Annotated in this window: 24 protein-coding genes, 3 tRNA genes and 2 pseudogenes; 19 read left to right on the forward strand and 10 right to left on the reverse strand. The window is 69.2% G+C overall.

Annotated elements, in window-relative coordinates; genetic code table 11:
* Positions 1–99: 99 nt before the first annotated feature.
* The 4 genes from ACFXC1_RS49615 to ACFXC1_RS49630 all read right to left on the reverse strand — a co-directional run bounded on the left by ACFXC1_RS49615 (position 100) and on the right by ACFXC1_RS49630 (position 5728).
* The gene (locus tag ACFXC1_RS49615; RefSeq protein WP_381256659.1) at positions 100–2028 is read right to left on the reverse strand and encodes an ABC transporter ATP-binding protein; all 1929 of its coding nucleotides are present in this window, start codon (positions 2026–2028) and stop codon (positions 100–102) included.
* Complete coding sequence (locus ACFXC1_RS49620; RefSeq protein ID WP_381256662.1) at positions 2028–3761, reverse strand: ABC transporter ATP-binding protein; 1734 nt, start codon at positions 3759–3761, stop codon at positions 2028–2030. Before ACFXC1_RS49620 ends, ACFXC1_RS49615 begins: the two co-directional genes overlap by 1 nt.
* Positions 3762–3913: 152 nt before the next feature.
* A complete protein-coding gene (locus ACFXC1_RS49625; protein WP_362970536.1) occupies positions 3914–5371 on the reverse strand; it encodes a xylulokinase in 1458 nt (485 codons plus the stop codon).
* A gap of 51 nt (positions 5372–5422) precedes the next feature.
* Positions 5423–5728 (reverse strand): YtxH domain-containing protein, encoded by a 306-nt coding sequence (locus ACFXC1_RS49630; RefSeq protein ID WP_381256665.1) that lies wholly within the window; start codon positions 5726–5728, stop codon positions 5423–5425.
* 182 nt (positions 5729–5910) lie between these two features.
* On the opposite strand from ACFXC1_RS49630, the gene ACFXC1_RS49635 reads away from it, so the two are divergent.
* The 3 genes from ACFXC1_RS49635 to ACFXC1_RS49645 all read left to right on the forward strand — a co-directional run bounded on the left by ACFXC1_RS49635 (position 5911) and on the right by ACFXC1_RS49645 (position 6317).
* A tRNA-Asn gene (locus tag ACFXC1_RS49635) sits at positions 5911–5983 on the forward strand.
* Positions 5984–5989: 6 nt separating this feature from the next.
* A tRNA-Asn gene (locus ACFXC1_RS49640) sits at positions 5990–6062 on the forward strand.
* A gap of 178 nt (positions 6063–6240) precedes the next feature.
* Positions 6241–6317 (forward strand) — tRNA-Ile (locus tag ACFXC1_RS49645).
* A 231-nt stretch (positions 6318–6548) separates the two neighbouring features.
* Here ACFXC1_RS49645 and ACFXC1_RS49650 read toward each other — a convergent pair.
* The 3 genes and pseudogenes from ACFXC1_RS49650 to ACFXC1_RS49660 form a co-directional block, all read right to left on the reverse strand.
* A pseudogene (locus ACFXC1_RS49650) lies at positions 6549–7441 on the reverse strand (IS982 family transposase).
* Positions 7442–7563: 122 nt separating this feature from the next.
* The gene (locus ACFXC1_RS49655; RefSeq protein ID WP_109001234.1) at positions 7564–8061 is read right to left on the reverse strand and encodes a VOC family protein; all 498 of its coding nucleotides are present in this window, start codon (positions 8059–8061) and stop codon (positions 7564–7566) included.
* Positions 8062–8253: 192 nt separating this feature from the next.
* Positions 8254–8919, reverse strand: a complete 666-nt coding sequence (locus ACFXC1_RS49660) for a nitroreductase (RefSeq protein ID WP_381256668.1) — start codon at positions 8917–8919, stop codon at positions 8254–8256.
* 113 nt (positions 8920–9032) lie between these two features.
* Between ACFXC1_RS49660 and ACFXC1_RS49665 the strand changes: the two genes are divergently transcribed.
* Positions 9033–9962: an IS5 family transposase gene (locus tag ACFXC1_RS49665; RefSeq protein ID WP_381256671.1), complete on the forward strand. Its 930-nt coding sequence runs from the start codon at positions 9033–9035 to the stop codon at positions 9960–9962.
* Between the two features lie 146 nt (positions 9963–10108).
* Positions 10109–13072 carry a Tn3 family transposase gene (locus ACFXC1_RS49670; protein ID WP_381256673.1) on the forward strand — a complete coding sequence of 988 codons (2964 nt, stop codon included), beginning with the start codon at positions 10109–10111 and terminating at the stop codon, positions 13070–13072.
* Between the two features lie 38 nt (positions 13073–13110).
* On the opposite strand, the gene ACFXC1_RS49675 is transcribed toward ACFXC1_RS49670, so the two are convergent.
* Positions 13111–13269, reverse strand: coding sequence for a hypothetical protein (locus ACFXC1_RS49675; protein ID WP_381256676.1), 159 nt, complete (start codon positions 13267–13269; stop codon positions 13111–13113).
* Positions 13270–13466: 197 nt separating this feature from the next.
* Here ACFXC1_RS49675 and ACFXC1_RS49680 point away from each other — a divergent pair, with 197 nt between their 5' ends.
* From ACFXC1_RS49680 to ACFXC1_RS49690, 3 genes and pseudogenes are all read left to right on the forward strand, one after another.
* On the forward strand, positions 13467–17096 hold the full coding sequence (locus ACFXC1_RS49680; protein ID WP_381256678.1) for a hypothetical protein: 3630 nt from the start codon (positions 13467–13469) through the stop codon (positions 17094–17096).
* 193 nt (positions 17097–17289) lie between these two features.
* A pseudogene (locus tag ACFXC1_RS49685) lies at positions 17290–17655 on the forward strand (recombinase family protein); the annotation flags it as partial.
* On the forward strand, positions 17641–17826 hold the full coding sequence (locus ACFXC1_RS49690; protein ID WP_381256760.1) for a helix-turn-helix domain-containing protein: 186 nt from the start codon (positions 17641–17643) through the stop codon (positions 17824–17826). The pseudogene ACFXC1_RS49685 and the gene ACFXC1_RS49690, both read left to right, overlap by 15 nt.
* A gap of 32 nt (positions 17827–17858) precedes the next feature.
* Here the strand turns inward: ACFXC1_RS49690 and ACFXC1_RS49695 are convergent, their stop codons facing one another.
* Together ACFXC1_RS49695 and ACFXC1_RS49700 are read right to left on the reverse strand one after the other, a co-directional pair.
* Entirely contained in the window at positions 17859–18911 is a 1053-nt protein-coding gene (locus ACFXC1_RS49695; protein ID WP_381256681.1) for a hypothetical protein, read from the reverse strand.
* 117 nt (positions 18912–19028) lie between these two features.
* Positions 19029–19502 carry a helix-turn-helix domain-containing protein gene (locus tag ACFXC1_RS49700; RefSeq protein WP_381256684.1) on the reverse strand — a complete coding sequence of 158 codons (474 nt, stop codon included), beginning with the start codon at positions 19500–19502 and terminating at the stop codon, positions 19029–19031.
* 151 nt (positions 19503–19653) lie between these two features.
* On the opposite strand from ACFXC1_RS49700, the gene ACFXC1_RS49705 reads away from it, so the two are divergent.
* The 11 genes from ACFXC1_RS49705 (at position 19654) to ACFXC1_RS49755 (ending at position 25175) form a co-directional block, all read left to right on the forward strand.
* Entirely contained in the window at positions 19654–19947 is a 294-nt protein-coding gene (locus ACFXC1_RS49705) for a helix-turn-helix transcriptional regulator (RefSeq protein WP_381256687.1), read from the forward strand.
* Between the two features lie 83 nt (positions 19948–20030).
* Positions 20031–21131 carry a YqaJ viral recombinase family nuclease gene (locus tag ACFXC1_RS49710; protein ID WP_381256690.1) on the forward strand — a complete coding sequence of 367 codons (1101 nt, stop codon included), beginning with the start codon at positions 20031–20033 and terminating at the stop codon, positions 21129–21131.
* Positions 21131–22078, forward strand: coding sequence for a recombinase RecT (locus tag ACFXC1_RS49715; protein WP_381256693.1), 948 nt, complete (start codon positions 21131–21133; stop codon positions 22076–22078). Before ACFXC1_RS49710 ends, ACFXC1_RS49715 begins: the two co-directional genes overlap by 1 nt.
* Positions 22079–22080: 2 nt before the next feature.
* Entirely contained in the window at positions 22081–22305 is a 225-nt protein-coding gene (locus tag ACFXC1_RS49720; RefSeq protein WP_381256696.1) for a hypothetical protein, read from the forward strand.
* Positions 22302–23021, forward strand: coding sequence for a hypothetical protein (locus tag ACFXC1_RS49725; protein ID WP_381256699.1), 720 nt, complete (start codon positions 22302–22304; stop codon positions 23019–23021). The genes ACFXC1_RS49720 and ACFXC1_RS49725 overlap by 4 nt, the downstream gene beginning before the upstream one ends.
* The gene (locus ACFXC1_RS49730) at positions 23018–23350 is read left to right on the forward strand and encodes a hypothetical protein (protein ID WP_381256701.1); all 333 of its coding nucleotides are present in this window, start codon (positions 23018–23020) and stop codon (positions 23348–23350) included. The genes ACFXC1_RS49725 and ACFXC1_RS49730 overlap by 4 nt, the downstream gene beginning before the upstream one ends.
* Entirely contained in the window at positions 23347–23943 is a 597-nt protein-coding gene (locus tag ACFXC1_RS49735; protein ID WP_381256704.1) for a hypothetical protein, read from the forward strand. The genes ACFXC1_RS49730 and ACFXC1_RS49735 overlap by 4 nt, the downstream gene beginning before the upstream one ends.
* Positions 23943–24386, forward strand: a complete 444-nt coding sequence (locus ACFXC1_RS49740; RefSeq protein ID WP_381256706.1) for a hypothetical protein — start codon at positions 23943–23945, stop codon at positions 24384–24386. Before ACFXC1_RS49735 ends, ACFXC1_RS49740 begins: the two co-directional genes overlap by 1 nt.
* On the forward strand, positions 24383–24595 hold the full coding sequence (locus ACFXC1_RS49745; RefSeq protein ID WP_381256709.1) for a hypothetical protein: 213 nt from the start codon (positions 24383–24385) through the stop codon (positions 24593–24595). The genes ACFXC1_RS49740 and ACFXC1_RS49745 overlap by 4 nt, the downstream gene beginning before the upstream one ends.
* Entirely contained in the window at positions 24592–24819 is a 228-nt protein-coding gene (locus tag ACFXC1_RS49750; RefSeq protein WP_381256712.1) for a hypothetical protein, read from the forward strand. The genes ACFXC1_RS49745 and ACFXC1_RS49750 overlap by 4 nt, the downstream gene beginning before the upstream one ends.
* Positions 24819–25175, forward strand: a complete 357-nt coding sequence (locus tag ACFXC1_RS49755; protein WP_381256715.1) for a WhiB family transcriptional regulator — start codon at positions 24819–24821, stop codon at positions 25173–25175. Before ACFXC1_RS49750 ends, ACFXC1_RS49755 begins: the two co-directional genes overlap by 1 nt.
* Positions 25176–25351: the final 176 nt, after the last annotated feature.

Below are 25351 nucleotides of genomic sequence, written 5' to 3' on the forward strand. Positions count from 1 at the left end.
GTTTCCCGCGCCCCTGAAAAGACCTCAGCCGAGGGGGTTTCAGGGGCGCGGGAAACCGCGCGACCAGCCCCCACCGGCCCGCAGCCGAACAACGAACCGCTAGTCCACCTCGGCCACCGCCTGCGCGAACTGCGCCTTGTACAGCCGCGCATACGCCCCGTCCGCCGCCAACAGGTCGGCGTGCGCGCCCTGTTCGACGATCGAGCCGTTCTCCATGACCAGGATCGTGTCCGCGTCCCGGATCGTGGAGAGCCGGTGCGCGATCACGAACGACGTGCGGCCATGGGCGAGTTTGGCCATCGCCTTCTGGATCAGGACCTCCGTACGCGTGTCGACGGACGACGTCGCCTCGTCGAGGACGAGGATCGTCGGGTCGGACAGGAACGCCCGCGCGATGGTGATGAGCTGCTTCTCACCGGCGCTGACGCCCGTACCCTCGTCGTCGATGACGGTGTCGTAGCCGTCGGGCAGCGTACGGACGAACCGGTCGGCGTGCGCCGCCCGCGCCGCCTCCTCGATCTCGCCCCGGGTGACCTCCCGGGACGCTCCGTACGCGATGTTGTCGGCGATGGAGCCGCCGAACAGCCAGGTGTCCTGGAGCACCATGCCGATGGTGGCGCGGAGTTCGTCACGGGACATCCGCGCGATGTCGACGCCGTCGAGGGTGATCCGGCCGCCGGAGACCTCGTAGAACCGCATGAGGAGGTTGACGAGGGTGGTCTTGCCGGCGCCTGTCGGGCCGACGATCGCGACCGTGTGGCCCGGTTCCACCGTCAGCGAGAGGTCCTCGATGAGCGGCTTGTCGGGGTCGTAGCGGAAGGAGACGTGCTCCAGGGCGACCAGTCCGCGCAGTTCCTCGGGGCGCTCGCCCGGCATCGGGTCGGCCGACTGTTCCTCGGCGTCCAGGAGTTCGAAGATCCGCTCGGCGGAGGCGACGCCCGACTGGACCAGGTTCGCCATCGACGCGACCTGCGTCAGCGGCATCGAGAACTGCCGCGAGTACTGGACGAAGGCCTGCACGTCACCGATGGAGAGCGCGCCGGACGCGACCCGCAGGCCGCCCACGACCGCGACGAGCACGTAGTTGAGGTTCGACACGAACATCATCAGCGGCTGCATGACCCCGCTGTTGAACTGCGCCTTGAAGCCCGCCTCGTACAGCGCGTCGTTCTGCTCCGCGAACAGCTTCGCCGACTCGTCCTGGCGCCCGAACACCTTCACCAGGTTGTGCCCGGTGTACATCTCCTCGACGTGCGCGTTGAGCTTGCCCGTCGAGCGCCACTGCTGCACGAAGTGCGGCTGCGAGCGCTTGCCGATCCGGGTGGCGACGAGGAACGACAGCGGCACGGTCACCAGCGCGACGAGCGCGAGCAGCCACGACACCCAGAACATCATCGCGAGGACACCGATGATCGTGAGCACCGAGTTGATCAGCTGGCCCATCGACTGCTGGAGCGTCTGCCCGATGTTGTCGATGTCGTTGGTCGCGCGCGAGAGCACCTCACCGCGCTGCCGCTTGTCGAAGTACGACAGCGGGAGGCGGGACATCTTCGTCTGCACGTTCTCGCGCAGCCGGAACATGGTCCGGTTGACCGCCCGGTTGACCATCCGGGTCGCCACCGCCATCAGCAGCCCGGCCACCAGGAACGTGCTCAGCGCGAGCAGCAGCACATGACCCACCGAGGTGAAGTCGATGCCCTTGCCCGGTGTGAAGTCCGTGCTCTGCAGCATGTCCGCGACCGAGCCCTGGCCCCGGTCGCGCATCGCCTGCAGGGCCTGCGCCTTGGTCGTCCCGGCCGGCATCTGCCGCCCGATGATGCCCGCGAAGACCAGGTCGGTGGCGCTGCCGAGGATCTTCGGCCCCACCACGTTCAGCCCGACGCTGATCACCACACACACCAGCAGGATGCCGATGGTCAGCCGCTCCGGCCTGAACTGGCCGATCAGCCGCTTGCCGGACACCTTGAAGTCCATCGAACGGGCGTCGGGGCCCGTCCCGGCCATCATCCGCCCCATGGGCCCGGCCATCAGGCAGCCTCCGCTTCCGTGAGCTGGGAGAGCACGATCTCTCGGTACGTCTCGTTGTTCGCCATCAACTCGTGATGGCGCCCCGTCCCCACGACCCGTCCCTCGTCGAGTACGACGATCCGGTCGGCGTCCCTGATGGTCGCGACCCGCTGCGCCACGATCACCACGGTCGCCTCGGCGGTCTCGTGCGCGAGGGCCGCCCGCAGCGCCGCGTCGGTCGCGTAGTCGAGCGCGGAGAAGGAGTCGTCGAAGAGGTAGATCTCCGGCCGCTGCACGAGTGTCCGCGCGATCGCGAGCCGCTGCCGCTGACCGCCGGAGACATTCGTACCGCCCTGTGCGATGGGCGAGTTCAGCCCGTTCTCGAGCCCCTCGACGAAGCCCTTGGCCTGCGCCACCTCCAGCGCGTGCCACAGCTCCTCGTCCGTCGCGTCCGGGTTGCCGTAGCGAAGGTTGGTCGCCACCGTGCCCGCGAAGAGGTACGGCTTCTGCGGGACCAGGCCGACCGTCTTGGCGAGCAGCACCGGGTCGATGGTCGACACGGCGACCCCGTCGACGAGGACCTCGCCGTCGGTCGCGTCAACCAGGCGCGGGACCAGACTCAGAAGGGTGGACTTCCCGCTGCCGGTCGAGCCGATCACGGCCGTCGTCTCGCCCGGGCGGGCCACCAGGTCGATGGACTTCAGCACGGGTTCCTCGGCGCCCGGGTAACAGAAGCCGACCCCGCGGACCTCCAGATGCCCGTGCCGGCGCAGCTCGGTGACGGGCGCGAGCGGCGGTACGACACTGGACTCGGTGTCGAGGACCTCCTCGATGCGCTCGGCACAGACCTCCGCGCGCGGCACCATCATGAACATAAAGGTGGCCATCATCACGGACATCACGATCTGCATCAGATAGGCGAGGAACGCGGTCAGATCACCGATCTGCATCCCGCCGCTGTCGATGCGGTGCGCACCGAACCACACGACGGCGATCGACGACAGGTTCACCGTCGTCATGACCACCGGGAACATCAGCGCCAGCAGGTTGCCCGACTTCAGCTGCATCTCGGTCAGGTCGGCGTTGGCCTTCCGGAACCGGTCCTTCTCGAACTCGTCCCGGACGAAGGCGCGAATCACCCGGTTGCCGGTGATCTGCTCGCGCAGCACCCGGTTCACCGCGTCCAGGCGCACCTGCATCGCCCGGAACAGCGGGCGCAGCCGCCGCACGATGATCGTCACGCAGATCGTCAGCGTAGGCACCACCGCGATCAGCACCGCGGACAGCGGCACGTCCAGACCGAGCGCCAGGATGATCCCGCCGACGCACATGATCGGCGCCGACACCAGCAGGGTGAACGTCATCAGGGCCAGCATCTGGACCTGCTGGACGTCATTGGTCGTACGGGTGATCAGCGAGGGCGCGCCGAACTGGCCGACCTCGCGGGCCGAGAACGACTGCACCCGGTCGAAGATGGCACCCCGGATGTCCCGGCCGACGGCCGCCGCGGTGCGCGCGCCGAAGTAGACGGCACCCGTGTTGCACACGACCTGGACGAGCGAGATCCCGATCATCAGGGCGCCGAACGACAGGATGTAACCGGTGTCACCCTTCACGACACCGTTGTCGATGATGTGCGCGTTCAGGGTGGGCAGGTAGAGGGTGGCGCAGGTCTGCAGGAACTGCAGCAGCACCAGCAGGGCGATGGGTTTCCTGTAGGGCCTGAGATAGGTCCGCAGAAGTCGTATGAGCACGCTTGGTCTCTCGGAGTCGGCGGGTGGGGGGTGGGCGGGTCTGCCCCTCGCCCCCATCGTCCGACACTCCACCCGCGTTACCTCAACTGATTAAGCCAAGAGCAGTGCCACATGCGCCCTTATGAACCCTTAAGAGCGGAACACGCGACCTCTTACGAGCGGAACGCACCCGGATGGGTCTGTTCCCGTACGGACACGTACTGCTGGCGCACCGCCTGCCCTACGGCCAGTTCGTCACCCGGCTCCAGCACCTGCGCGACCGGCCCCTGCCAGGGCGGCGGGGTACGCGGGTCCAGCGTCCCCTGCGAGACCCCGAGCGCCCACGCGGCCTGCCGGGCGGCACCGATCGCCGCGTAGTCGGCGGGCTGCGGCACGACGACCTGCGTCCCGAACAGCGCGGGCGCCGCGGCCTGCACCGCGGGCAGCTCGGCGGCCGGCCCGAGCAGGAAGAGCCGCCGTACGGCCACGCCCCGCCCGCGCAGCACGTCCAGCGCGTCGGCGAGCCCGCACAGCATGCCCTCGAACGCGGCCCGCGCCAGATGCTCCGCCTTCATCGACTCCCGCCGCAGCCCGGCCAGCGTGCCGGCGGTGTGCGGCAGATTCGGCGTCCGCTCACCCTCCAGATACGGCAGGAACACCAGCCCGTGCGCACCCGGCGTCGACTTCATCGCCAGCTCGGACAGACTCTCCAGATCGGGCAGCCCGAGCAGCTCGGCGGCCCCGCGCAGGGTCCGTACGGCATTGAGTGTGGTGACGACCGGCAGATGCATCCCGGTCGCGTCGGCCAGCGAGGTGATCATCCCGCTCTGGTCGACGAGCGCCTCGGGGTGTACGGCCATCACGGACCCGGAGGCACCGAGCGAGACGACCGCGTCCCCGAACCCGATCCCGAGCCCGAAGGCCGCCGCCATGGTCTCGCCGGTCCCGGCGGAGATCAGCAGCCCCTCCGGAGTCGTACCGGCCGCGTCGGACGGGCCGATCACCTCGGGCAGCATGGCCTGGTGACCGAGGGCCAGCTCGACGAGGTCGGGCCGGTAGCCGCCGCCGGCCGCGGACCAGTAACCGGTCCCGGAGGCCCCACCCCGATCGGTGGTCCTTCTCACCGGCCGCCCGAGGAGCTGCCACACCAGCCAGTCGTGGGCCTGCAACAGGGCGGCCGTACGCCGCGCGTTGTCGGGCTCGGTCCGGTTCAGCCAGCGCAGCTTGGTCACCGGCTGCGCGGCCTGCGGGACACAGCCCACCGCCTGCGCCCACGCCTCGCGCCCGCCGAGCGCGTCGATCAGATCGGCGGCGGCGACCTGCGCCCGCTTGTCACCGCCGACCATCGCGGGCCGCACGGTGTTGCCCTGCGCGTCCAGCGGCACCAGCGCGTTCTGCTGCGCGGACACACCGATGGCCTGCACACCTTCGAGCAGCCCCCCGCCGGCCGCCTCGCCCAGCGACAGCAGCCAGGCCTGTGGATCGACATCGGAGGGCCGCCCGCCGCCCTCGGTCTCGGATTCGACCGGATGCGGCGCGTATCCCTGCCTGAGCACGGACCCCGTGTCCGTGTCACAGACGACGATACGAGTGAAATCGGGCGAACTGTCCAACCCGGCGACTATCCCCATGGCGGAAATTCTGCCGTACGGCGGGAGGTGGCGGCGCCGGGTCGGGGCTCCCTAGGTGTTGCTGGTGCCCCAGTCGTCCTCGCCCGTGCCGTTCGCGTTGCGCTCACGCAGGGACCGTACGCGCTGGGCGACCGAGTCGGGGACCCGATCGCCCACCTTCTCGCCGACCGCGTGGTACGCCCTGCCCGCGAACTGGCGGCCCTGCTGCGCCGCGCTCTCCGCGGTGTTGCGGACGGCCGGGTTCTGCGCGACCCGGCGTGCCGACTTCTTCAGCTGCTCGTAGCGTTCGCGTCCGGCCCGCGTGCCCAGCACGTAACCCAGAGCCAGTCCGACGACGAACGTGAGCTTGTAGCGCATGACGGCCACCCTTCCCTTGCGTAGTCCCTCGCGGGTCCGTCCCTCGCGGGTCTCCGGCGCGGCATCGGTGCCGGGGGAACCGATTGGCGGAGCACCCCCCTGCTTGCGCTAATGTATGTGTCGCAGCGAGCGCACGCCCCCTGGCGAATACCCGGGTAGGTACGATCGATGCAACGAGGCATTCCCCTGTAGCTCAATTGGCAGAGCAGCCGGCTGTTAACCGGCAGGTTACTGGTTCGAGTCCAGTCGGGGGAGCTTCGATCTTCCGTAGCTCAATTGGCAGAGCAGCCGGCTGTTAACCGGCAGGTTACTGGTTCGAGTCCAGTCGGGAGAGCAGGCGCTTGGCGAGTGGACGAGGACCCCGTTGGGGTCCTTTTTCATGTCCCCCGGAACCGCCCGTGGCAGGCCGCAGTCCTCATGGTCGTGCGAAGTCGACCATCCGAAGCAGGAGATCGTATGAGCGGCTATGCTGCGGCAGACGGCGCGCACAAATGTGCGCGACGCGCCGTAATGGGGCGGTAGCTCAGCCGGTTAGAGCAGCGGACTCATAATCCGTCGGCCGTGGGTTCGAGTCCCACTCGCCCCACCACTCGCTACGCGAGAAGAACCATTTGACCAGCACAGACGACAAGGCCCCCGCTTTGGCGGGGGCCTCTTTGCGTCCATCAAGATCATTTGCTCGGCCGATGCTCGGCCGAAGCGCAAGCACGCTCCATCCGGCGCAACACCCGCCCCCCGAAGCCGGGCTTGCGTGGTCGCTGAAGCTCTCGGACAGTCAGTTCTGCGTGGTGGGTGCGCTAGACGATCAAGTCCGATGTCTTCAGTGATCGAATGCGACCAGCGACCGTATGATCGGCGCGCCGGTCTTGTGGTTGCGCCAGATCGCGGCGGCCATTGCGAGGATGCGCTGGGCGACGCGGACGGCGACGCCCTCGAAGGTGCGGCCGCCGTGCTGCTCCAGGTCCAACTGGCCCTTCAAGTGTCGTTCACCGACTCGATCAGCTGCCGCACCGACTTGAGCAGTCCCTCGCCCTTGCGCTTCCTCTCCCGCTTGAACGACGGGCGCAACAGGGTGATGCCGCGCAGGGCGAGGTCGTTCTCGAACTCCTTGGAGGCGAAGCCCTTGTCGGAGATGAGCAACAGCCGCGGCCGGTCGGCCACGAGGCCGGCATCGATGTCGAGCATGGCCTGGAGCACCTCGCGCTCGTCGAGTTTCGGGTTGGCCAGGGCCCACAGGATCGGCATCCCGGTCGGCGTGCAGACCAGGTACAGGCGCAGGCTCCAGAAGAACCGCGAGTGGGAGGCGCAGTATCCGTATCCGGCCCACCCGGCAAGGTCCGACCGCTTCACCGTCGGCCGCGACATGCCGCACGGCACCGGCGTGGAGTCGACGATCCAGTGATTGTCGAACCAGAAGTCCGTGTCCGCAGCCAGCATCCGTATCGCCTTCTTGACCAGCGGCAACGCCGCCTTGAGGCGCTTGTTGTACCCGGACTGCTGCGGCAGATACGGAAACATCGAGGACATGTGCGAGTTCGCGTAGCGCAGCCAGCGCGTCTCGGAACCGAAGCCCAGCAGAGCCTGAGCGACCGCGAGCGTGACCAGCTCCGCATCAGTCAACTGCGGTGGCCTGCCCATCCATCGGCCTGTCGCCAGTTCGTCGTCGATCTTCACGTACAGTGCGGTCAGCAGGGTGTCCAGGTTGTTCGTCACACAACGATCTTGGTCACCCTCTTCACGTTCCTGGACACTCCGGTCCCGCCCGTCGGCGGGCGGCGCGATTGCTGGAGGACCATGCTCCAGGCCGCCGACCTGACCAACGCATAGGCACGTTGTCAGCCGAGGTCAGAGGCCCGGCCGGGGAAGAAGTCGGCGCTTTGGACGTACTCCATCGCCTTGGTGAACTCCGGGTCGCCGAGGCGGCGTTCCATCTCCTGCGGACTCAGATCCTCCACGCGGGTCTGGATCCAGTACAGGTTGCCCAGCGGATCACGCACCCGCCCGACCCGGTCACCGAAGAACAGATGGGTGACCTCGGTGACCGAGGTGCCGCCAGCCGCAACGGCCTGACGGTGCACGGCGTCGGCGTCCTCGACGTAGAGGCGGAGGAAGCCGGGGGTCGGCGGCCACTCCGGCCGCGCGTCGAACAACATCACCACCGAGTCGCCGATTCGTACCTCCGCATGCTCGACGCTTCCGTCCTCACCGGTGAGACAAGCGAGCTCCTCCGCGTCGAAGGCCCTCTTCATGTAGGCGATGAGCTGCACCGTGTCGCGAGAGATGATCCACGGCGTCACGGTGGTGTAGCCCTGGGGAACCGGCTTGACGGACATCTGACTGCCTCCTGGAGCGCGACCCACAACTTGGTGAAGACGCTAACCCCGATATAGGTCAGTTTCTGTCCTATGCGGGCGCCAATGGCATCGTGACCAAGGCGCGCTGAGGCGGAACCCTGCGAGACGGGTCAGCCAGACATAGGACTTGATCGTCTAGGCCCTGTCCTGTCGATCTCGGCCGTCCAACTGTCACACCCCGATGAAGCTCACCGTTTCCGTCATATCCGCCCGCCCGGTGCGCAGTCGCGGCACGCCCTCCTTCTCGAACCCCACTGAGACGCCGCAGAACAGCACGAGTCCGTCATCGGCTCCGACTGCCCGGCTGACAGTCTCCCGGTACACGGTCCACATCACCTGGGGGCAGCTGTGCAGCCCCTCGGCCCTCAACAACAGCATGACCGTCTGGAGGTACATCCCCGCGTCAGCCCACTGTCCGGGCCCCATCGTCCGGTCGAGGTAGCAGAACAGGACGGCCGGCGCCCCGAACGCCTCCGAGTTTAAGGTGGCGATCTTCCTGGGCCGGTCTGGGTCGTCGCGCTCGATCCCCAGCGATTCGTACCGCTGGGCGGCGGCAGCAGCAAAGCGATCCAGATACGGCGACGCCAGCCCGTCCGGGTACATCGGGTACTCACGTTCGTCGCCGGGGTCCCCCGCCCGTGCCCTGGCTGTCGCGGTCCGCTTGAGTTCCGCCAAGGGTTCACCGGTCACGACGTACAGATGCCACGGCTGGAGGTTCCCGCTGGACGGAGCCCGCGTCGCTGCGGTCAGCACTCGTTCGAGTGCCTCCTTGGGCACGGGCTCATCGCTGAACGCCCGCACGGCCCGGCGACTGTCCACGGCCTCATACACATCCACGTCTTCGCGTCCTCTCATTCAACCGGGCCCGTCCACCGTATTCAGCCGTCAGTACCGAGCATCGCCGGGGGTTGGAAGACGTTTCGACGATCAGTCCAGTCGTTGATAGGACTGTGGGAGACAGAGGTGACTTGACGGATGCCCAGTGGGAGCGGCTGGAGCCGCTCCTACCGGTCAGCAATGGGCGTTGTGGCAGGTGGCGGGACCACCGCCAGGTCGTGAACGGGGTGCTGTACCGGATCCGCACGGGCGTGCACTGGCGCGATCTGCCGGAGCGATACGGACCATGGAAGACGGTGCATGAGCGGCATCGCCGCTGGTCGGCGGACGGAACGTGGGAGATGCTCCTGCGGCGGATCCAGGCCGAGGCGGACGCGGCCCGGCGAGATCGACTGGGACGTCTCGGTCGACTCGACGTCCGTGCGCGCACACCACCACGCCGCCGGCGCCCGGCACGCTCCGCCGCCCGCCATCAAAGGGGGCTCCGCCCAGGCGGTCAGAGCCGCTCGGGTTTGGGCGGAACTGATCGACCGGCCGGCGGAGGTGGTGAGGGAGGTGAGGCGCTCGGCCGGTCGCGCGGCGGGTTCACCACCAAGATCCACCTGAGCGCGGACGGCAGCTGCCGGGTGCTCTCGCTGGTCATCACGCCCGGGCAGTGCGCCGACTGCACCCAGTTCGAGGCGGTCATGGACCGGATCTGCGTGCCGCGGCTGGCCTGCGGCAGGCCACGTACGAAGCCGGACAGCGTCAGTGCCGACAAGGGCTACAGCAACCGCCGAACTCGCCGCTACCTACGCGGACGCGGCATCCGGCACGTCATCCCGGAGAAGGCCGACCAGGCAGCCAACCGGGTCCGACGCGGCAGCTCCGGGGGCCGACCGCCCGGTTGCGACAAGGACCGCTACAAGAAGCGCAACACCGTCGAACGGGCGATCAACAAACTGAAGACCTTCCGCGCGGTTGCAACCAGGTTCGACAAGCGCGGCTACGTCTACCTCGGAACCGTTACCGCAGCCGCGCTCGTCATCTGGCTCCGCTCGTGATCGCCAGGACACGGCCTAATTCCGTGCGGTAGTCGGGGTGCCGGTAACGGACGTGACGCCAGCCCCAAACGGGGCCCGGATCTTTCGCTGTTCAGCGGAGTGCCTGTCCGGAATGATGTCTGGTTGTGGGGCGGCAGCCGGTTGGTATGGACGAGTTAGTCGAGCACTGGACAGTGCTCGATGACGAGCTGGGGCTCGTGGCGGGGAAGCGGGGCGGGACGCGCCTGGGCTTCGCTCTGCTGCTGAAGTACTACACCCGGCACGGCCGCTTTCCCCGTGGGCGCGGGGACTTCCCGGACGAGGTGGTGGAGTTCGTCGCCCGGCAGATGAAGGTGCCGGCCGCCGACTTCGACGCGTACCACTGGTCTGGCAGCACGATCGAGTACCACCGCGCGCAGATCCGCGAGCACCTGGGGTTCCGGGTGTGTTCGGTGCAGGACGCGGAGAAGCTGGCGGCCTGGTTGGCCGCGAACGTCGCGCAGGCTGAGCGGAACGCGGACCGGGTGCGCGAGGAGCTGCTGAAGCGGTGCCGGGAGGAGTGCGTCGAGCCTCCCGCGCCGGACCGGGTTAGGCGGATGGTCCGCTCCGCGCTGCACACCGCCGAGGAGACCTGGTTCGCCACCATCTGGTCCCGCCTTCCGGTGGAGGCCCGGGGGAGGGTGCTCGCTTTGGTGGCGACCGCGCCGGACGCGGCCGGGGAGGCCGAAGAGGACGACCGGGACGGGGAGTCGGTCCTGGCGCTGGTGAAGGCGATGCCGGGCAACGTGAGTTTGGAGTCGATGCTGCGGGAGATCGGCAAGCTGAGGGCGATCCGGGCGATCGGCCTGCCGGCGGGGCTGTTCGCGGACGTGGCGCCGAGGGTGCTGGCCGCCTGGCGGCAGCGGGCGGTGGTGGAGTCCCCGTCCCATCTGCGGCGGCGTTCGCCGGAGTCGGCGGTGACGCTGCTGGCCGCGCTGCTGGTGGAGCGGGAGCGGGAGGTGACGGATGCTCTGGTGGATTTGCTGATCGCCACGGTGCACCGGATCGGCGCCCGGGCCGAGCAGAGGGTCACCAACGAGCTGGTCAACGCCTTCAAACGGGTGTCGGGCAAGGAGAACCTCCTCTTCCAGATCGCCGAGGCGTCACTGGCGGAGCCCGGCGGTGAGGTGCGCGAGGTCGTGTATTCGGCGGTGCGCGGGGGCGAGCAGACCTTGCGGGAGCTGGTGCACGAGTACCGGACGAAGGGGCCGGTGTACCGGCGCACGGTGCAGACCACGCTGCGCGCGTCCTACACCCACCACTACCGGCGGGGCCTGATCGAGCTGCTCGGAGTCCTTCAGTTCCGCTCGAACAACTCCGCGCACCGGCCGGTGATCGACGCGCTCGACCTGGTGGCCCGGTACGCGAAGGCCGGGAACACCACCTACTACCCGCTCGGCGAGATCGCTCCGGAGCACCGCGGCACGCGCGGGCAGTGGGCGGAGCTGGTGTACCGGGCGGACAAGCGCGGGCGGCGGCGGGTGGTGCGCATGGTCTACGAGGTCGCCACCTTCCAAGCGCTGCGCGAGCAGCTGCGCTGCAAGGAGGTGTGGGTGGTCGGCGCCGGCCGGTGGCGCGACCCGGACGAGGACCTGCCCCGCGACTTCGAGGCCCGCCGCGTCGAGCACTACCGGGAACTGCGCAAGCCGCTGGACGCGGGCGCGTTCATCGACCAGCTGCGCGGGGAGATGACCGGCGCCCTGGCTGAGCTCGACCAGGCGATGCCCGGCCTGGAGTGGGTGGAGATCAAGGAACGGGCCAGCGGGTCGATCAAGTTCACCGCCCCCGAGGCGCAGGAGGAGCCGCGCAACCTGCGCCGGATCAAGGCCGAGGTGGAGCGCCGCTGGAGTGCGGTGCCGCTGATCGACATGCTCAAGGAGGCCGTGCTGCGGACCAGCTGCTTGAAGGCGGTCGCCTCGGTCGCGGGCAGCGGGACGATGCCGCCCGAGGTGCTGGCCGAGCGGCTGATGCTCGCCATCTACGCCTACGGCACCAACACCGGGATCCGGTCGGTGGCCGGCGGCACGCACGGCCACACCGAGGAGGACATCCGCTATGTCCGGCGCCGCTACCTCACCTTGGAGGCGGTGCGGCAGATCGCCGTCGAGATCGCCAACGCCACCTTCGCCGCCCGCGACACCAGTTTGTGGGGCGCCGGCTCCACGGCGGTGGCCTCGGACTCCACGCACTTCCGCTCCTGGGACCAGAACCTGTTCACCGAGTGGCATTCCCGCTACGGCGGCCGCGGCGTCTTGGTGTACTGGCACGTCGAGCGCGGCTCGGTGGTCGTGCACTCCCAGACGCTGCGGGCCTCAGCCTCGGAGGTCGCGGCGATGGTCGACGGCGCCATCCGGCACGGCACCACGATGAGCGTGGAGGGCAACTACGTCGACTCCCACGGCCAGTCGGAGATCGGCTTCGGGGTGACGAGGCTGCTGAACGTGGACCTGCTGCCGCGGATCAAGCAGATCAACCGGGTCAAGCTCTACCGGCCCACCTCGGGGGAGCCGGGCGCCTACCCCAACCTCACCCCCGCCATGACGCGACCGATCCGCTGGGACGTCATCGACGCCAACTACGACCAGGTCATCAAGTACGCCACCGCGATCCGCACCGGCACCGCCAGCACCGAGGCCGTCCTCTCCCGGTTCACCCGGGCCGCCGCCCACCCCGCCTACCAGGCGATGCTGGAGATCGGCCGCGCCCAGAAGACCGCCTTCGTCGCCCGCTACCTGCGCGAGCGCGCACTCCAGCGGGAGATCGAGGAGGGCCTGAACGTGGTCGAGTCCTGGAACCGGGCGAACGCGGTCATCTACTACGGCAAGGGCGGGGAGATCTCCACCAACCGGCGCGAAGAGGCCGAGATGGCCGCGCTGTGCCTGCGGGTCTTGCAGGCGAGCCTGGTCTTCGTGAACACCCTCATGCTCCAAGCGGTCCTCGCCGAACCCGAGTGGTCCGGCTTACTCACCGGCGCCGACCGGCGCGGCCTGACCCCGCTGTTCTGGGGGCACGTGCGCCCCTACGGCGAGGTCAAGCTGGACATGGCCTCCCGCCTTGACCTCGCCGCTCGCCCGGCCGGGAGCGGCCGGTGACCGCGCGACGAACGGCCTGCTACCCGCCCGTCGCGCGGTCACGGGCGAAGCTCCCGCACAAGCTCCGCGATGGCGCGCAGGATGCCGGCGCGGTCCTGCGGCGTGGTGCCCTTCAGCGCCATGCCCGTAATGATCACCGTAGTGGTCGCGAGGACCACAAGCCCGGTCAGGAGCACCACTGCCCCCCAGATGTCCATGACGTTGTCCTTCCGTCAAGCGGCCTGATCCGCCCCGGACGAGGCGGCCAGGAGCACCATCGCCATGGCCCCCGGCCGTCGGCCATGGATCCCGGATCGCCGGATTCCCGGCCGCAAGTCGCCAGGTCACAGCGCGGTCCGGCCCCGGGCCGCCGGACCGCGCCGGATCGGACCGGGCCCGGGCGGAGAGGTGGGCGGTGAACGCGACGGCCGAGCCTGCATCGGGACGGGAAGCTCTGGCGGCACAACTCGGGCTGCTCCAGGCCGAACTGCGCGAGCGGGGCACAACGCAGAAGGGTGCGGTCGAGGAGGCCAACCGGCGCCGACGCAGGGCCGCAGACCGCCCGGGGGACGTGCCCTGGCCCCGCAAGGACGGCGGAGTCGACCTGTCGCTCCAGGCCGTCAATGACTGGTTCCCCAAGCAGAAGGGCTCCAAGGAGCCCAGCGTGCCGCAGGACTTCGAGGATCTGTGGTCTGTGGTCGCTGTGATGCTGGACTGGACAGGGCAGCTCACCGACAGCCGCGCCGCGGCCAGGCTCCGCGGCGACTGGAAGGAGCTCCACGCCGAGGCCCGGCGCGGGAACGGCCTGGACGAGGGGGTACGCGCCTACCTTGAAGCCGCCCGCAAGGCCGCCGAGCAGCACCCGTATCCGGGTATCCCCGGCCGGACGGCCCCGCCGTCCCTGACCGAGGTCTACGTGCGCCAGCGCACCAGCCCTGCGGACCGGCACGGGCATCACGCGTCCCGCGGCGATGCTCTAATCGCGGGACGCGGAGGTGACCTCGCCCCCGCGCCGGAGCTGGCTGAGGCGCTCTTCCGGAAGACCGACCGCATGTGTGTGCTCATCGCCGGCTCCGGAGCCGGCAAGTCCACGCTGCTGCGCACCTGGCTGCGCGACGCGGCCGGCGCTTGGCTCGACGCCACGGCGAAGACCCCCGCGGCAGTGCCGGTCTGGGTGAGCGCACGGGCCCTCGCCGGAGAGGTGACGTCCATCCCGGAGGCGCTCGCCGCCGCAACCCGAAGCCTCAGCCGGTACGGGCGCCAGCCCGCACTGGACACTGCCCGCTTCCTTCAGCGGCCGTGCACCGGGGCCCACTGGCAGCTGCTCGTCGACGACCTCGATGAACTCCCCAACGCGGCCGAGCGCCGCGCCGTGCTGGAGAAGCTGGCCCACGCCGTCGCCGAAGACCCGCCGCTGTACCGGTGCGTGGTCGCCACCCGCCCCCTGACCGATAACGAACTCGACGTCCTCGACCACCCCCTGGGCCACCCGGCGCCGCACTACGAGCTGCAGCCCTTCACCCCGGGCGACCTGACCACCTACACCGAAAAGTACTTCGCCACCCGCTGGCCGCATGAAGAGGCTGTCCGCCGCGCCCGGCGTTTCACCGGCGCGCTCCACGATGCCTCCCTGGCCGATCTGGCCCGCACCCCGCTGATGGCCTTCATGCTCTGCCAGCTCTACCTCGCCCGGCCAGACCGACCGCTACCCGCCGGCCGCACCGCGGTGTACGAGGCATTCACCGACCTGGTCTATGAGAGCAATCGGGGTAAGCGTGTCGCGGACAGCCACGAAGAAGCGATCCGGCACCTCGTGGAAGGACTGCAGAGCCCGCAGGCGCGCCAGGAAGCCGACCACGCCGCGCGGCAGGTCCACGAACGCCTGCCCGAGCTGATCGACTACCTGGCCCACCAATGGCTCACCGGCCACCAGACCCCGGCCGCCAGTGCACTCGCCGAGCATCCGGCCGTCCACCGTCCTGGCAAGGTCCTCCAGGAACTCTGGGACGCGTTCCTGGAGGACCTGCTGCGGCATACCGGCCTGCTCGTCCACCACGCGGACGGTCTCAGTTTCGCCCACCAGACCTTCCTCGAATACCACGCCGCCCGCCACGCCACCCGCGACCAGCAGGCCCGACGCCAGACGCTGCAGCAGCTGTTCGACACCGGTGAGCCCGCATCTGGCTGGCAGAGCCACGAGCCTTCCTACCTCGGCTTCCTCCTCGACCGGCTCCTCAGCCCGCCCGACGATCAGATCAGCGAGCAAACGAAAACTTGTCTGAATAACATCGGTACGGCTGGCGGAGGACCCGCGTGGGTCTTCTTCGTGCAGCAGGTCCATCTGAGGACCAACCTTCCCGCGGAGACAACAGCCCAACAGCTCACCCGCCTCGTCCATAACCGCGCCTTCGAAACCTCCGCCCGCGTGTATGCGGCGGACGCGCTGGCCCGGGTGGAGGGGCACCGGGAGCCCGGGGCGCGACTGCTGGAAGGCTTCGCCCACGACCCCACCGTCCGCGCCTTCTACCGCTTGCTGGCGGCGGACGCGCTGGCCCGGGTGGAGGGGTACCGGGAGGATGGAGTGCGGTTGCTGGAAGGCTTCGTCGAAGACCCTGCCCTCGACACCTCCGACCGCGTGCAGGCAGCGCAGGTGCTGGCCCGGGTGGAGGGGTACCGGGAGGATGGAGCGCGGCTGCTGGAAGGCTTCGCCCACGACCCCGCCCTCGACACCTCCGACCGGGTACTGGCCGCGCAGCTGCTGACCTGGGTGGACGGGTGTAAGGATCAGGGCGTGGCTCTGCTCACCGACTTCGCCCACGACCACACCCTCGACATCTCCGACCGCGTGCAGGCGGCGCAGGTGCTGGCCCGGGTGGAGGGGGACCGGGAGGATGGAGCGCGGCTGCTGGAAGGCTTCGCCCACGACCCCGCCCTCGACACCTCCGACCGGGTACTGGCCGCGCAGACGCTGGCCCGAGTCGATGGGCGTAAGGATCAGGGCGTCGCTCTGCTCACCGACTTCGCCCACGACCACACCCTCGGTGCCTCGGGCCGCTTGCTGGCTGCGGAGGCGCTGGCCGAGGTGGACGGGTACCGGGAGGACGGAGCGCGGCTGCTGGAAGGCTTAGCCAACGACCCCGCCCACGACACACTCAACCGCATACAGGCGGCGCAGGCGCTGACATGGGTGGGCCTGCGTCGTAAGGAGCAGGGTGTGGCTCTGCTCACCGACTTCGCCAACGACCCCGCCCTCGACATCTCCGACCGCGTGGACGCAGCACTGGCACTGGCGGTGGTGTACCTGCGTAAGGAGCAGGGTGTGGCTCTGCTCACCGGCTTCGCCAACGACCCCGCCCTCGACCCCCGCCACCGGGTGCGCGCAGCACTGGCACTGACCGAGGTGGACGGGTACCGGGAGGATGGAGCGCGGCTGCTGGAAACCTTCGCCAACGACCCCGCCCACGACCCCCGCCACCGCATAGAAGTGGCGCAGGCGCTGACCCTCGTGGGTTACCGGGAGGATGGAGCGCGGCTGCTGGAAACCTTCGCCAACGACCCCGCCCACGACACACTCAACCGCATACGGGCGGCGCAGGCGCTGGCCCAGGTGGTGGGTTACCGGGAGGATGGAGCGCGGCTGCTGGAAACCTTCGCCAACGACCCCGCCCACGACCCCCGCCACCGCGTGAAGGCCGCGCGGGAGCTCGGCCAGGTCGACGGACGCAAGGAGCAGGCCGCAGCTCTGCTCACCGACTTCGCGCGCGACTCCGCCCTTGACGCCTCCTACCGCGGAATGGCGGCACTCGCGCTGGCCCAGGTGGACGGGTACCGGGAGGATGGAGCGCGGCTGCTGGAAACCTTCGCCAACGACCCCGCCCACGACACATACAACCGCGTAGTGGCGGCGGGGGTGCTGGCCCAGGTGGACGGGTACCGGGAGGACGGAGCGCGGCTGCTCCAAACGCTCGCCGCCGACTCCACCCTGAGCGCCTCCCTCCGGGCGCAGGCGGCCGAGGTGCTGGCCGAACTTCCCCGGACCGAATGACGGAGGATGGAAGTGTTCGTTGGGGGATCCCCCAACGGACAGTCGTGATCTTGCCCGTTCGGGGAGACCGACCTGCGCGGACGGCGTCTCATTTAGGGTGTCCGGCGATCTGTCCGGTGAGCGGGGGCTATCCGTACACTCCCGAGTCGTGACCGGATTCCTGACGGGCTACGCCCGCTGATCGACAGATTCCCAAGACCTCACCGCTCAGCGTCAGACCCTGCTCTCCCTCGGCGTGCCCGAGGACCGGATCTACCTCGACCGCGGCTTGACCGGCACCAACCGCAACCGGCCCGGCCTCGACCAGGCCCTCGCCTCCGTTCGCGCCGGCGACACCCTGGTCGTGCCCAAGCTCGACCGCCTCGCCCGTTCAGTACCCGACGCCCGCGACATCGGCGACTCCCTGGTCGCCCGCGAGGTTCGGCTCTCCCTCGGCGGCACGATCTACGACCCGGCCGACCCCATGGGCAAGATGTTCTTCAACATTCTGGCCACCTTCGCCGAGTTCGAGGTGGACCTCCTACGCATGCGCACCCGCGAAGGGATGGCGGTGGCAAGGACGAAAGGGAAGCTCAAGGGCAAGCAGCCCAAACTGACGGCCCGCCAGCAGGCCCACCTCGTCAAGGAGCACGCCACCGGCGAGCACACCATTGCCGACCTCGCCGAGCTCTTCTCCGTCTCTCGCGCGACGGTGTACCGCGTGCTCGAACGCGCCCGCGTCGACTCCTGAGACTCACCGCAGAGCGCTTCTCACCAGGGAAATCATCCTCCTTTGCGGCTGGTGACACGGTCGTTAACGGCACCCCTAGTCACGTCAAGGGTGTCGATGTGCCAGCCGAGCGGCACCCGCCAAGAGTCCACGCACAGTGTCCACGTGTTCTCGGCCTTGCCGCCGGCGGGGATCGGCGTGGGCAGATCGCGTGTCTGCGTGACCGTGTGCCAGTCGATGCCGAGTGAGTCGACGATGTGCGTCCCGAAAGTGACCGTGCCGGTTGTTGCGGGTGATCCACCGGTGTTCTTGAATTCCACGGTCACGTCCTCGCACCATCGCTGCTCTGTGTCCGCGAGTGAGACCTTCCCGACGCTGAGAGAGGCAGGGGTCGGAGGTTCCGAGTTGCTCGGGCCTGACCCTGGGGGGCTCGGGCTGGTACCCGGATGGCTTGGACTCGTCCCCAGCGTGGGCGGCCCAGAGGGCGTCGAAGGCTGGTTCTGTGACGGGTGTTCCGTCTCGCCGGCGGCAGGCTCCGGCGGCTCGCCTGTGGCGGAGCTCAACTTGAACTTGCTGGTCTCGGTGATCTTGTACGGGGCGCTGTTCGCGCCCGTTCCGTCGTCGTCAGCGGAGTTGAACCCGGCCGGCGGGGCGGAGGTCTTGGAGGGCTCGGCGCGTGGCAGGTTCGGCGCTGTGGCCGCCTGCGGGTTGTGGGGGGTGCCCGGCGTGGTGCCGTTCGGGGTGAGGCATAGAGCGGCAGCGGTCGACGCCACTGCGACGACGGTGACGGTGCCGGTCGTGGCGAGGGCGGGGCTTCGCTTCCACATGGAACGGAGACGCCCGCCGAGTGAGCTGAGGATGGCGGCTACACCGCCCCCGATGTAGAGAGCGAGATGGCGTTTGCGCCGCGAAGGCTCGGGGGGTTCCTCTTCTTCTGTCGGTATGGCGGGCGGAACCAGCTGCTGCGTGAGGCGGGCGATCTTCTCGGCGGCGAACTCGGCTTCGATCTTTGTGAGACGCGCAGTCTGTCTCTGCTGGTTCATGTAGAGCAGGACGATTGCCAGGACTGCCGCACCGAGCACGCCGGCTAAGAGAACAAGAGCCACGTGTGCCCCCTAGTCAGAACGTTCGTTCGAGTTAGGGGGTAATGATCATGCTTATCGGTAACCGGTTTCCAGTGCGATCCGGGACCGTGATCATAGCGTTACCCTGGGTCTACACCATCAACTGGCCTCGCGATGGGGGGAGTTGTCGGAAACGGTCCCCGTGTCGGGCTCGCTGGTTGTTGGGCGGTTGAACCTGCTCAATACCTGTTCCCGCGCCTCTGGCGTGAGGGTGGCGAGTAGTGCCGTGATGGCCTCGATCTGAGCGTTGCTCGCGGATGCTCCCGGCGTGCTCGCGGGCGTCGGCGGCTGGCTGAGTTCGTCGAGGATTTCAGCGGCGGAGTCGCGGCCAGCCTTGCGTAGCTGCTCGGAGGTGACGTTGACGACCTGCGCCATGCGGACCAGCGTCTCGTCGGGCGCGGTCACTGGGATGCGTACGCCGCCCACGTCCTGATAGCCGTTGACGATCTGCCGCCAGCGGGTCTCGCTGATGGGCACTCTTCGCGCCGCTTCGCGCCCCGAGAGCCGGGCCCGGCGGAGGGCCTCCTTGATGAGCACCGCCTCGGGCGGCGGCTGTGGTGTCTGCGCATTCATAGAGCGAAGGTTCGCACAACTACGCACTACTGCGCTACAAGGCGGCAAGATCCGGCGAAGCCCGGCATATGACCGTGTGACTGACGTCACACTCACTGCAAACTACGTGCGAAATATTCAAACTACGCGTCACTACGCATAGACTGCGCACATGAACACCATCCGCATGCGACGCCGCAAAGGTGCGCCCTTCCATCACTCGCCGGAGGCGGTGACACGAGCACGAGAGAACGCCGGACTCACTCAAAAGGCCCTGGCAGAGAAGCTCGACATCAGCTTTCAGCTCATGTGCGACATCGAGGCAGGCCGTCGCAACGCGAACCCCGAGCGCCTGCGCGCAATGGCGCGCCTCTTCGGCTGCTCCGTCTCGGACCTGCAACCCGGCTCCGGCGTGCCCCAGCTCGATGACAAGCCGCCCACGCCCGCGAAGCCGCGGGCGTCGTGATGCCCGCAAACAGCGAGGCCGCCGAGCTGGCTAGAGCTCGACGGCCTCAATCGCCCGAACGATCCGACCAAGGAGAAGGAACGTTGGCCTCACAGGCTACCCAACCGTGGACCCCGGTTGAGTCCCCTTCGGATGATCTCGCGTACGGGGCGCCGACCGCGCGGCTGATCCTGCCCGCCGGTGACCTGAACGACCCCGCCTACCGCGCCCAGTGGGAAGAGGTCCGACGCAGCGGCATCGGCGGGTCCGAGGTCGCGAAGATCCTCGGCCTCAACAAGTACGCGGGCCCCCGGCACGTGTTCGAGGAGAAGCACGGGCGGCCCGTGCCGATGGACGCCCAGCTGAGCGAGTACGCCGAAGTCGGCCAGGAGATCGAGGACTTCATTGCGTACATGTTCACGAAGCGGACCGGCATCCCGGCCGTGCCGACGCCGGGAACACTCGCGAGCATCGACCGGCCATGGATGCGTTCGAACGTCGACCGGTACGCGCTCGACCCGGAGACCGGCGCGGTCGTCGCCCCGGTCGAGCTGAAGAACAGGTCCGCGTACCAGCTGGACGACTGGGTGGACGGCGTCCCCGACGGGCCCGCCCTCCAGGTCCACTGGAACATGGCCGTCGGCGGCTGGTCGTACGGCTGGGCCGTCGCCCTCGTCGGCGGGAACACGCTCCGCTACCACCGCATCGAGCGGGACGACGAGCTGATCGGAACCCTGATCGACGTCTGCGGGAAGTGGTTCCAGCGGCACGTCATCGAGGGCTTCCCACCGCCCGCCGACGGGCTGGAGGCCACGAAGGACCTCCTCGGCCAGCTGTGGCGGGTCAAGCCGACCGACGTCGTCGAGGTCCCCCGCGTGAAGGCGGAGAAGCTGCGCAAGCGGCGCGCGGCGCTGATCGCCCAGATCGAGGAGCTCGGCGAGCAGAGGACCGCGGTCGAGAACGAGATGCGGCTGATCTGCGGGGGCAAGGCCAGTGTCGCGGAGGTCGAAGGCAAGAAGGCCTGGTCCTACGTCGCCAACGGCACGTTCTCGCCGAAGCGGTTCGAGGAGAAGTACGAGGTCATCGCGTCCCTGCACCGGACGACGAAAGAGGTCCTGGACGTGGACCTGATCAAGGAGAAGTACCCGACCGAATACGCCGACTGCTGCGCCCGGGTGCTGCGCGTGTCCAAGAAGGAGCTGTGATGGCCCTGACCACCCTGAAGGAACGGGTCCAGCAGCGGGCGGCGGCCGTCGCCAGCGGCGAGGACATCGAGCACGGCCGGGGCGAGGACGTCGCGGAGACGCCCGCCGGGCACGGCCATGACATCGAGCAGTTCCGGGCCGACATCGAGGCCGCGTTGCCGAAGCATGTCCGCGTGGACCTGTTCCTCGCGGCGCTCCGGCCGGTCCTGCCGAAGCTGCGGAAGTGCACGCCGGCGAGCGTCCTCCAGTCCGTTATCACCTGCGCCCGGTTCGGGCTGATCCCGGACGGCCAGCAGGCGGTCATCACCGCCGACGACAGGATCGCTACGTTCATCGCGACCTACGAGGGCTACGTCGAGCTGATGTACCGGTCGGGCCTGGTGAAGGCCGTGGTCGCACAGCTGGTGTACGAGGGCGACGAGTACGAGTTCGTGCCGACGGCCCGCTCCGGTGAGGAGTTCGTGCACCGGCCGAACATCCTGGCGTCGAAGAAGGACCGCAGGCCGCTGTTCGCGTACGCGTTCGCGTGGCTGGACGGCGGGGCCCGGTCGAACGTCGCGATCGTCACGCTGGAGGAAGCGGAGGAGATCCGCGACGAGCACTCCAGGGCGTATCAGCGGGCGGAGGCGAACGGCGAGAAGAACTCGCTGTGGCATACCCGGTTCGACCGCATGCACCTGAAGACGGCGATCCGGCGCCTGGCGAAGCTCGTGCCGAAGTCGGCTGAGCTGCGGGCGTTGGTCGCGGTCGAGGAGGCCGCCGAGGACGGCAAGCCGCAGATCCTCGCCGCGATCGACCCCGAGACCGCCGGGCTGGAGGCCGACGCCCGCCGGGCGCATCGGGCGGCGGAGGCGTCGCAGGACGTTCCCGCGCCCCGCCTGGCGGTCAAGCAGCGCGGCCGGGCGAAGCCCAGGCGTCGTCACCGCGACAAGAACAAGAGGCGGTAGGCGTGCTCGCCGCCTGGAACCGGGCCCGCGCACTGTTCGCGGGCCCGGCCCCCGCCCCGGCCCCCTCCGTCTCGCTGCTGCCCGCGCTGTGGGCCGAAGGCAGCGCCGACATAGCCGACTTCGACGACTGCCCGCGCGAGAAGCGCCGGATCGCGCACGCGATGCGCGCGGACGGCTCCCGCCAGTGCTTCCGCTGCGGACACGAAACCCCAGGACAGGACTCATGACCCTCATCCACGACGAGCCGTTCGGGCCGCTGTACCTGCTCCCGGCTCAGGCTCCTTGCCCCAACTGCCCGTGCTGCTCGGAGCGCTTGTGCCAGAAGGGCGCGAACAGCGTGATGCAGTGCCACGGCCACGTCGACGCGGCGACGGTCGCGATCGTCTCCGCGTGCCCGTGCTCGGCGGAGACCACGCGCGGCACGCACGCCTGGAGGGTCGCGCAGACCCGCGTGGTGAAGCACGCGACCGAACAGCCGCTGCCGATGGCGGCGGAGTACGTGCTGCGGGCCCTGGCCGGCGGCGAGTCGTTCGAGGACCCCACCGAGGAACTGCGCGGGCTGCGCGCCCGCCGGTACGCGGACGGAGAGGAGGACGCGTGGCGGATCACGCAGTTGGGCCGCCGCTACCTGCTCGCTCTCGAAGAGCCCCGCTACACCAGCGCGGTGCACGTGAACTCCGTCGACGTGACGACGCGGACGGCGAAGGTCGTCGTCCTCGGCTGGCACATGGAGCGGGAAGTCACCGTGCTCGCTGACTTCCTCGCCCAGGTGGCCGAACTCGAGTTGGCTGAGCTGCCCGGCCGCTACCTGGACGCGAAGGTGAACCTGGGCGTTACCGACCCGGACGACCTGGTCCTCACGCGAATCCAGGTGCCCGCGCAGATCACCGAGGACTACGTCGCGGTGCGCCCGCTGTGGCTCGCGGACGGCGGTGCCCGATGACGAAGAAGTGGTTCCCGACGGTCGTCTCGGTCATCGCCGTTGAGGAAGGCGCCCGGCTCGACTGCTGCGACGAGGACACCGCGCACGTGTGGGTGTCGGTCCCCGGCTGGTCCCCGCGGCGGGCGTTCCTGACCGGTGCGGCCCCGTTCGTCGCCGTGTCCGGGAAGGCGCCTGCGGATCTCGTCGGGGTGCGGTTCGTCGCCGAACTCGACCTCGACAACCCGCCCGGCAACGACGACACCAACGGTGAGCGGCTGGAGCGGCCCGAACTCGGGATTGCCCCGCCCATTCCCGCCGAGTGGCTCCGCGGCCTGGGCGGTGAGGGATGAAGGACATCCAGCTGTTCGCGTCGGAACCGGATCCAGAAGCGGAGATCCCTCCCGGCCCGTCCGTGGTCGGCGTCGACCTCTCCCTGTCCGCTACCGGCCTCGCTTCCTCGCAGGGGTGGTGCCGGGTCCTCGGCTACGAGGACAAGAAGGCGCCGATCACGAAGCTCGCGCACGGCGTGCGTCTCGTGCACATGCGGCGCGTCCTGGACGCGGTGACGGATGCGATCGGCCGCCCGGACCTCGCCGTCATGGAGGCCGCCGCACTGTCCCGTTCCGGAGGCGGAGCGCACGAGCGCGGCTGGCTGTGGTGGCGGATCTACGAGCGGCTCACGGACGCCCAGATCCCCGTGGGGCTTGTGTCCACGAACCAGCGGATCTTGTACGCGACCGGCAAGGGGTCGGGGCCGAAGACGGCCGTCGTGGACGCCGTCGCCCGCCGGTGGCCGCAGTGGCGGACCGGCGGCAACGACAACGCCTGTGACGCCGTGACGCTCATGGCGGCCGGCCGTGACTGGCTGCTCGCCCCGATCACCGACATGCCCAAGGCGCACCGCGCCGCCGTCGTCAACGCCACATGGCCGGAGGTGAAGTGATGTCCGCGATAGTCGAGGTCAGTGACGAGCAGATACTTCGCGCGCTGCTCGCCAAGGAAGACGTGTCGAACTCGGCCGTGGCCGCCCAGCTGGGCTGTGGGTGGGGGCGGGTCGACGAGGTGCGTAAGCGTGTCGGACTGCCCGCGTACGTACGCGGTCGGCGCCCGGCGTACGGCTCATGGACAGAGGCGTTCAACGAGCAGTCCGAGCTCGTTGAGGGCGGCCACCGGCGGTGGACCGGCACGCGGGAGAAGTGCGGGACCCCGGTGGTCCGGCACCGGACGAGCATCCAGACCGCGTACCGGGTGGCGTTCCGGCTGCACTACGGGCGGGAGCCGGAAGGAAACCTGACCCGGTCGTGCCAGATTCCGGGCTGTGTCGCCGGCGCGCACCAGCAGGACCGGGTCATCCGCGAGGCGGCGAAGGCCGGTGAGGCGGCGTGAACAGCCTGACGGAGTTCGCGACCTGGCGGCGCGGCGTCGACGTAGTCGCCGTTGACCGGGTCCTCGACGGGTCGCTGCCGTACACGGTGCTGGAGCCGGAAGAGCTGCGGTACGCGGCGAAGCACTCGGCGGAATCGGCACGCAGCGTCGCCAAGCTGCTCGGTGTCACGGAGAAGACCGTCATGAACTGGCGGGGGGCCGAGGGATGAACTTCGTCCTGGGCGTCCTCCTCTGGATCGCCGAGAACCTCAGCTGGTGGTGGCTGCTCATCCTCGCCCCCGGTGTTGCCGCGTGGGCGTGGATAGAACTGCGGCCGACGGGCAAGCACCGTCGGCCGCGCCCCGGCCGGTCTCCCGACGCGGCGCCCGCCGAAGACGAGGACACGATCGTCTTCCAGCGGGTGGTTTACCCAGGCGCGGAGGCAGGCGGCTGATGCCACGTCCAAGCCGCTACGCGCCCGACACCATCTCGCGTGCCCCGCACTGGTCCGACCAGGCCATCTGCCGCGAGTTGGAAGACCGCTCGGTGTTCTTCCCCGAGGACTTCCCGAAGGGCCTCGTGCTGCTCGTCACCAGGGAAGCGAAATCGGTCTGCGCTCGGTGCCCGGTGATCGAGGCGTGCCTTCAGGCCGCTCTCGAGCGCCTGGAGCCGAACGGGGTGTGGGGCGGCTTGGACAAGGACGAGCGGAAGGCGTTGCGGCGGCAGCAGCAGAGGCGGGCTCGCCGCCGCAACGCCCGCCGACGGAAGGGGGCCGGCGATGGCGCGGCCGAAGCGCCCACTGCTGCCTGACCTCCCCGCCAGCGGAGTTCTCGACTGGTCCGACGCGAAACGGCACTGGGCTCAGCGGCTTCGCCCGTGCCGGTACTGCAAAGGGCCGACCAGCCTCCGCGACGAGGAAGGACGCCCTTCCCACAAGACCTGTGCGGAGACGCACCGGGCCCGACATCAAGCGCACGCCGTGCAGG

The sequence above is a fragment of the Streptomyces hokutonensis genome (assembly GCF_042751305.1).
GTDB classification, from domain to species: Bacteria; Actinomycetota; Actinomycetes; order Streptomycetales; family Streptomycetaceae; genus Streptomyces; species Streptomyces hokutonensis_A.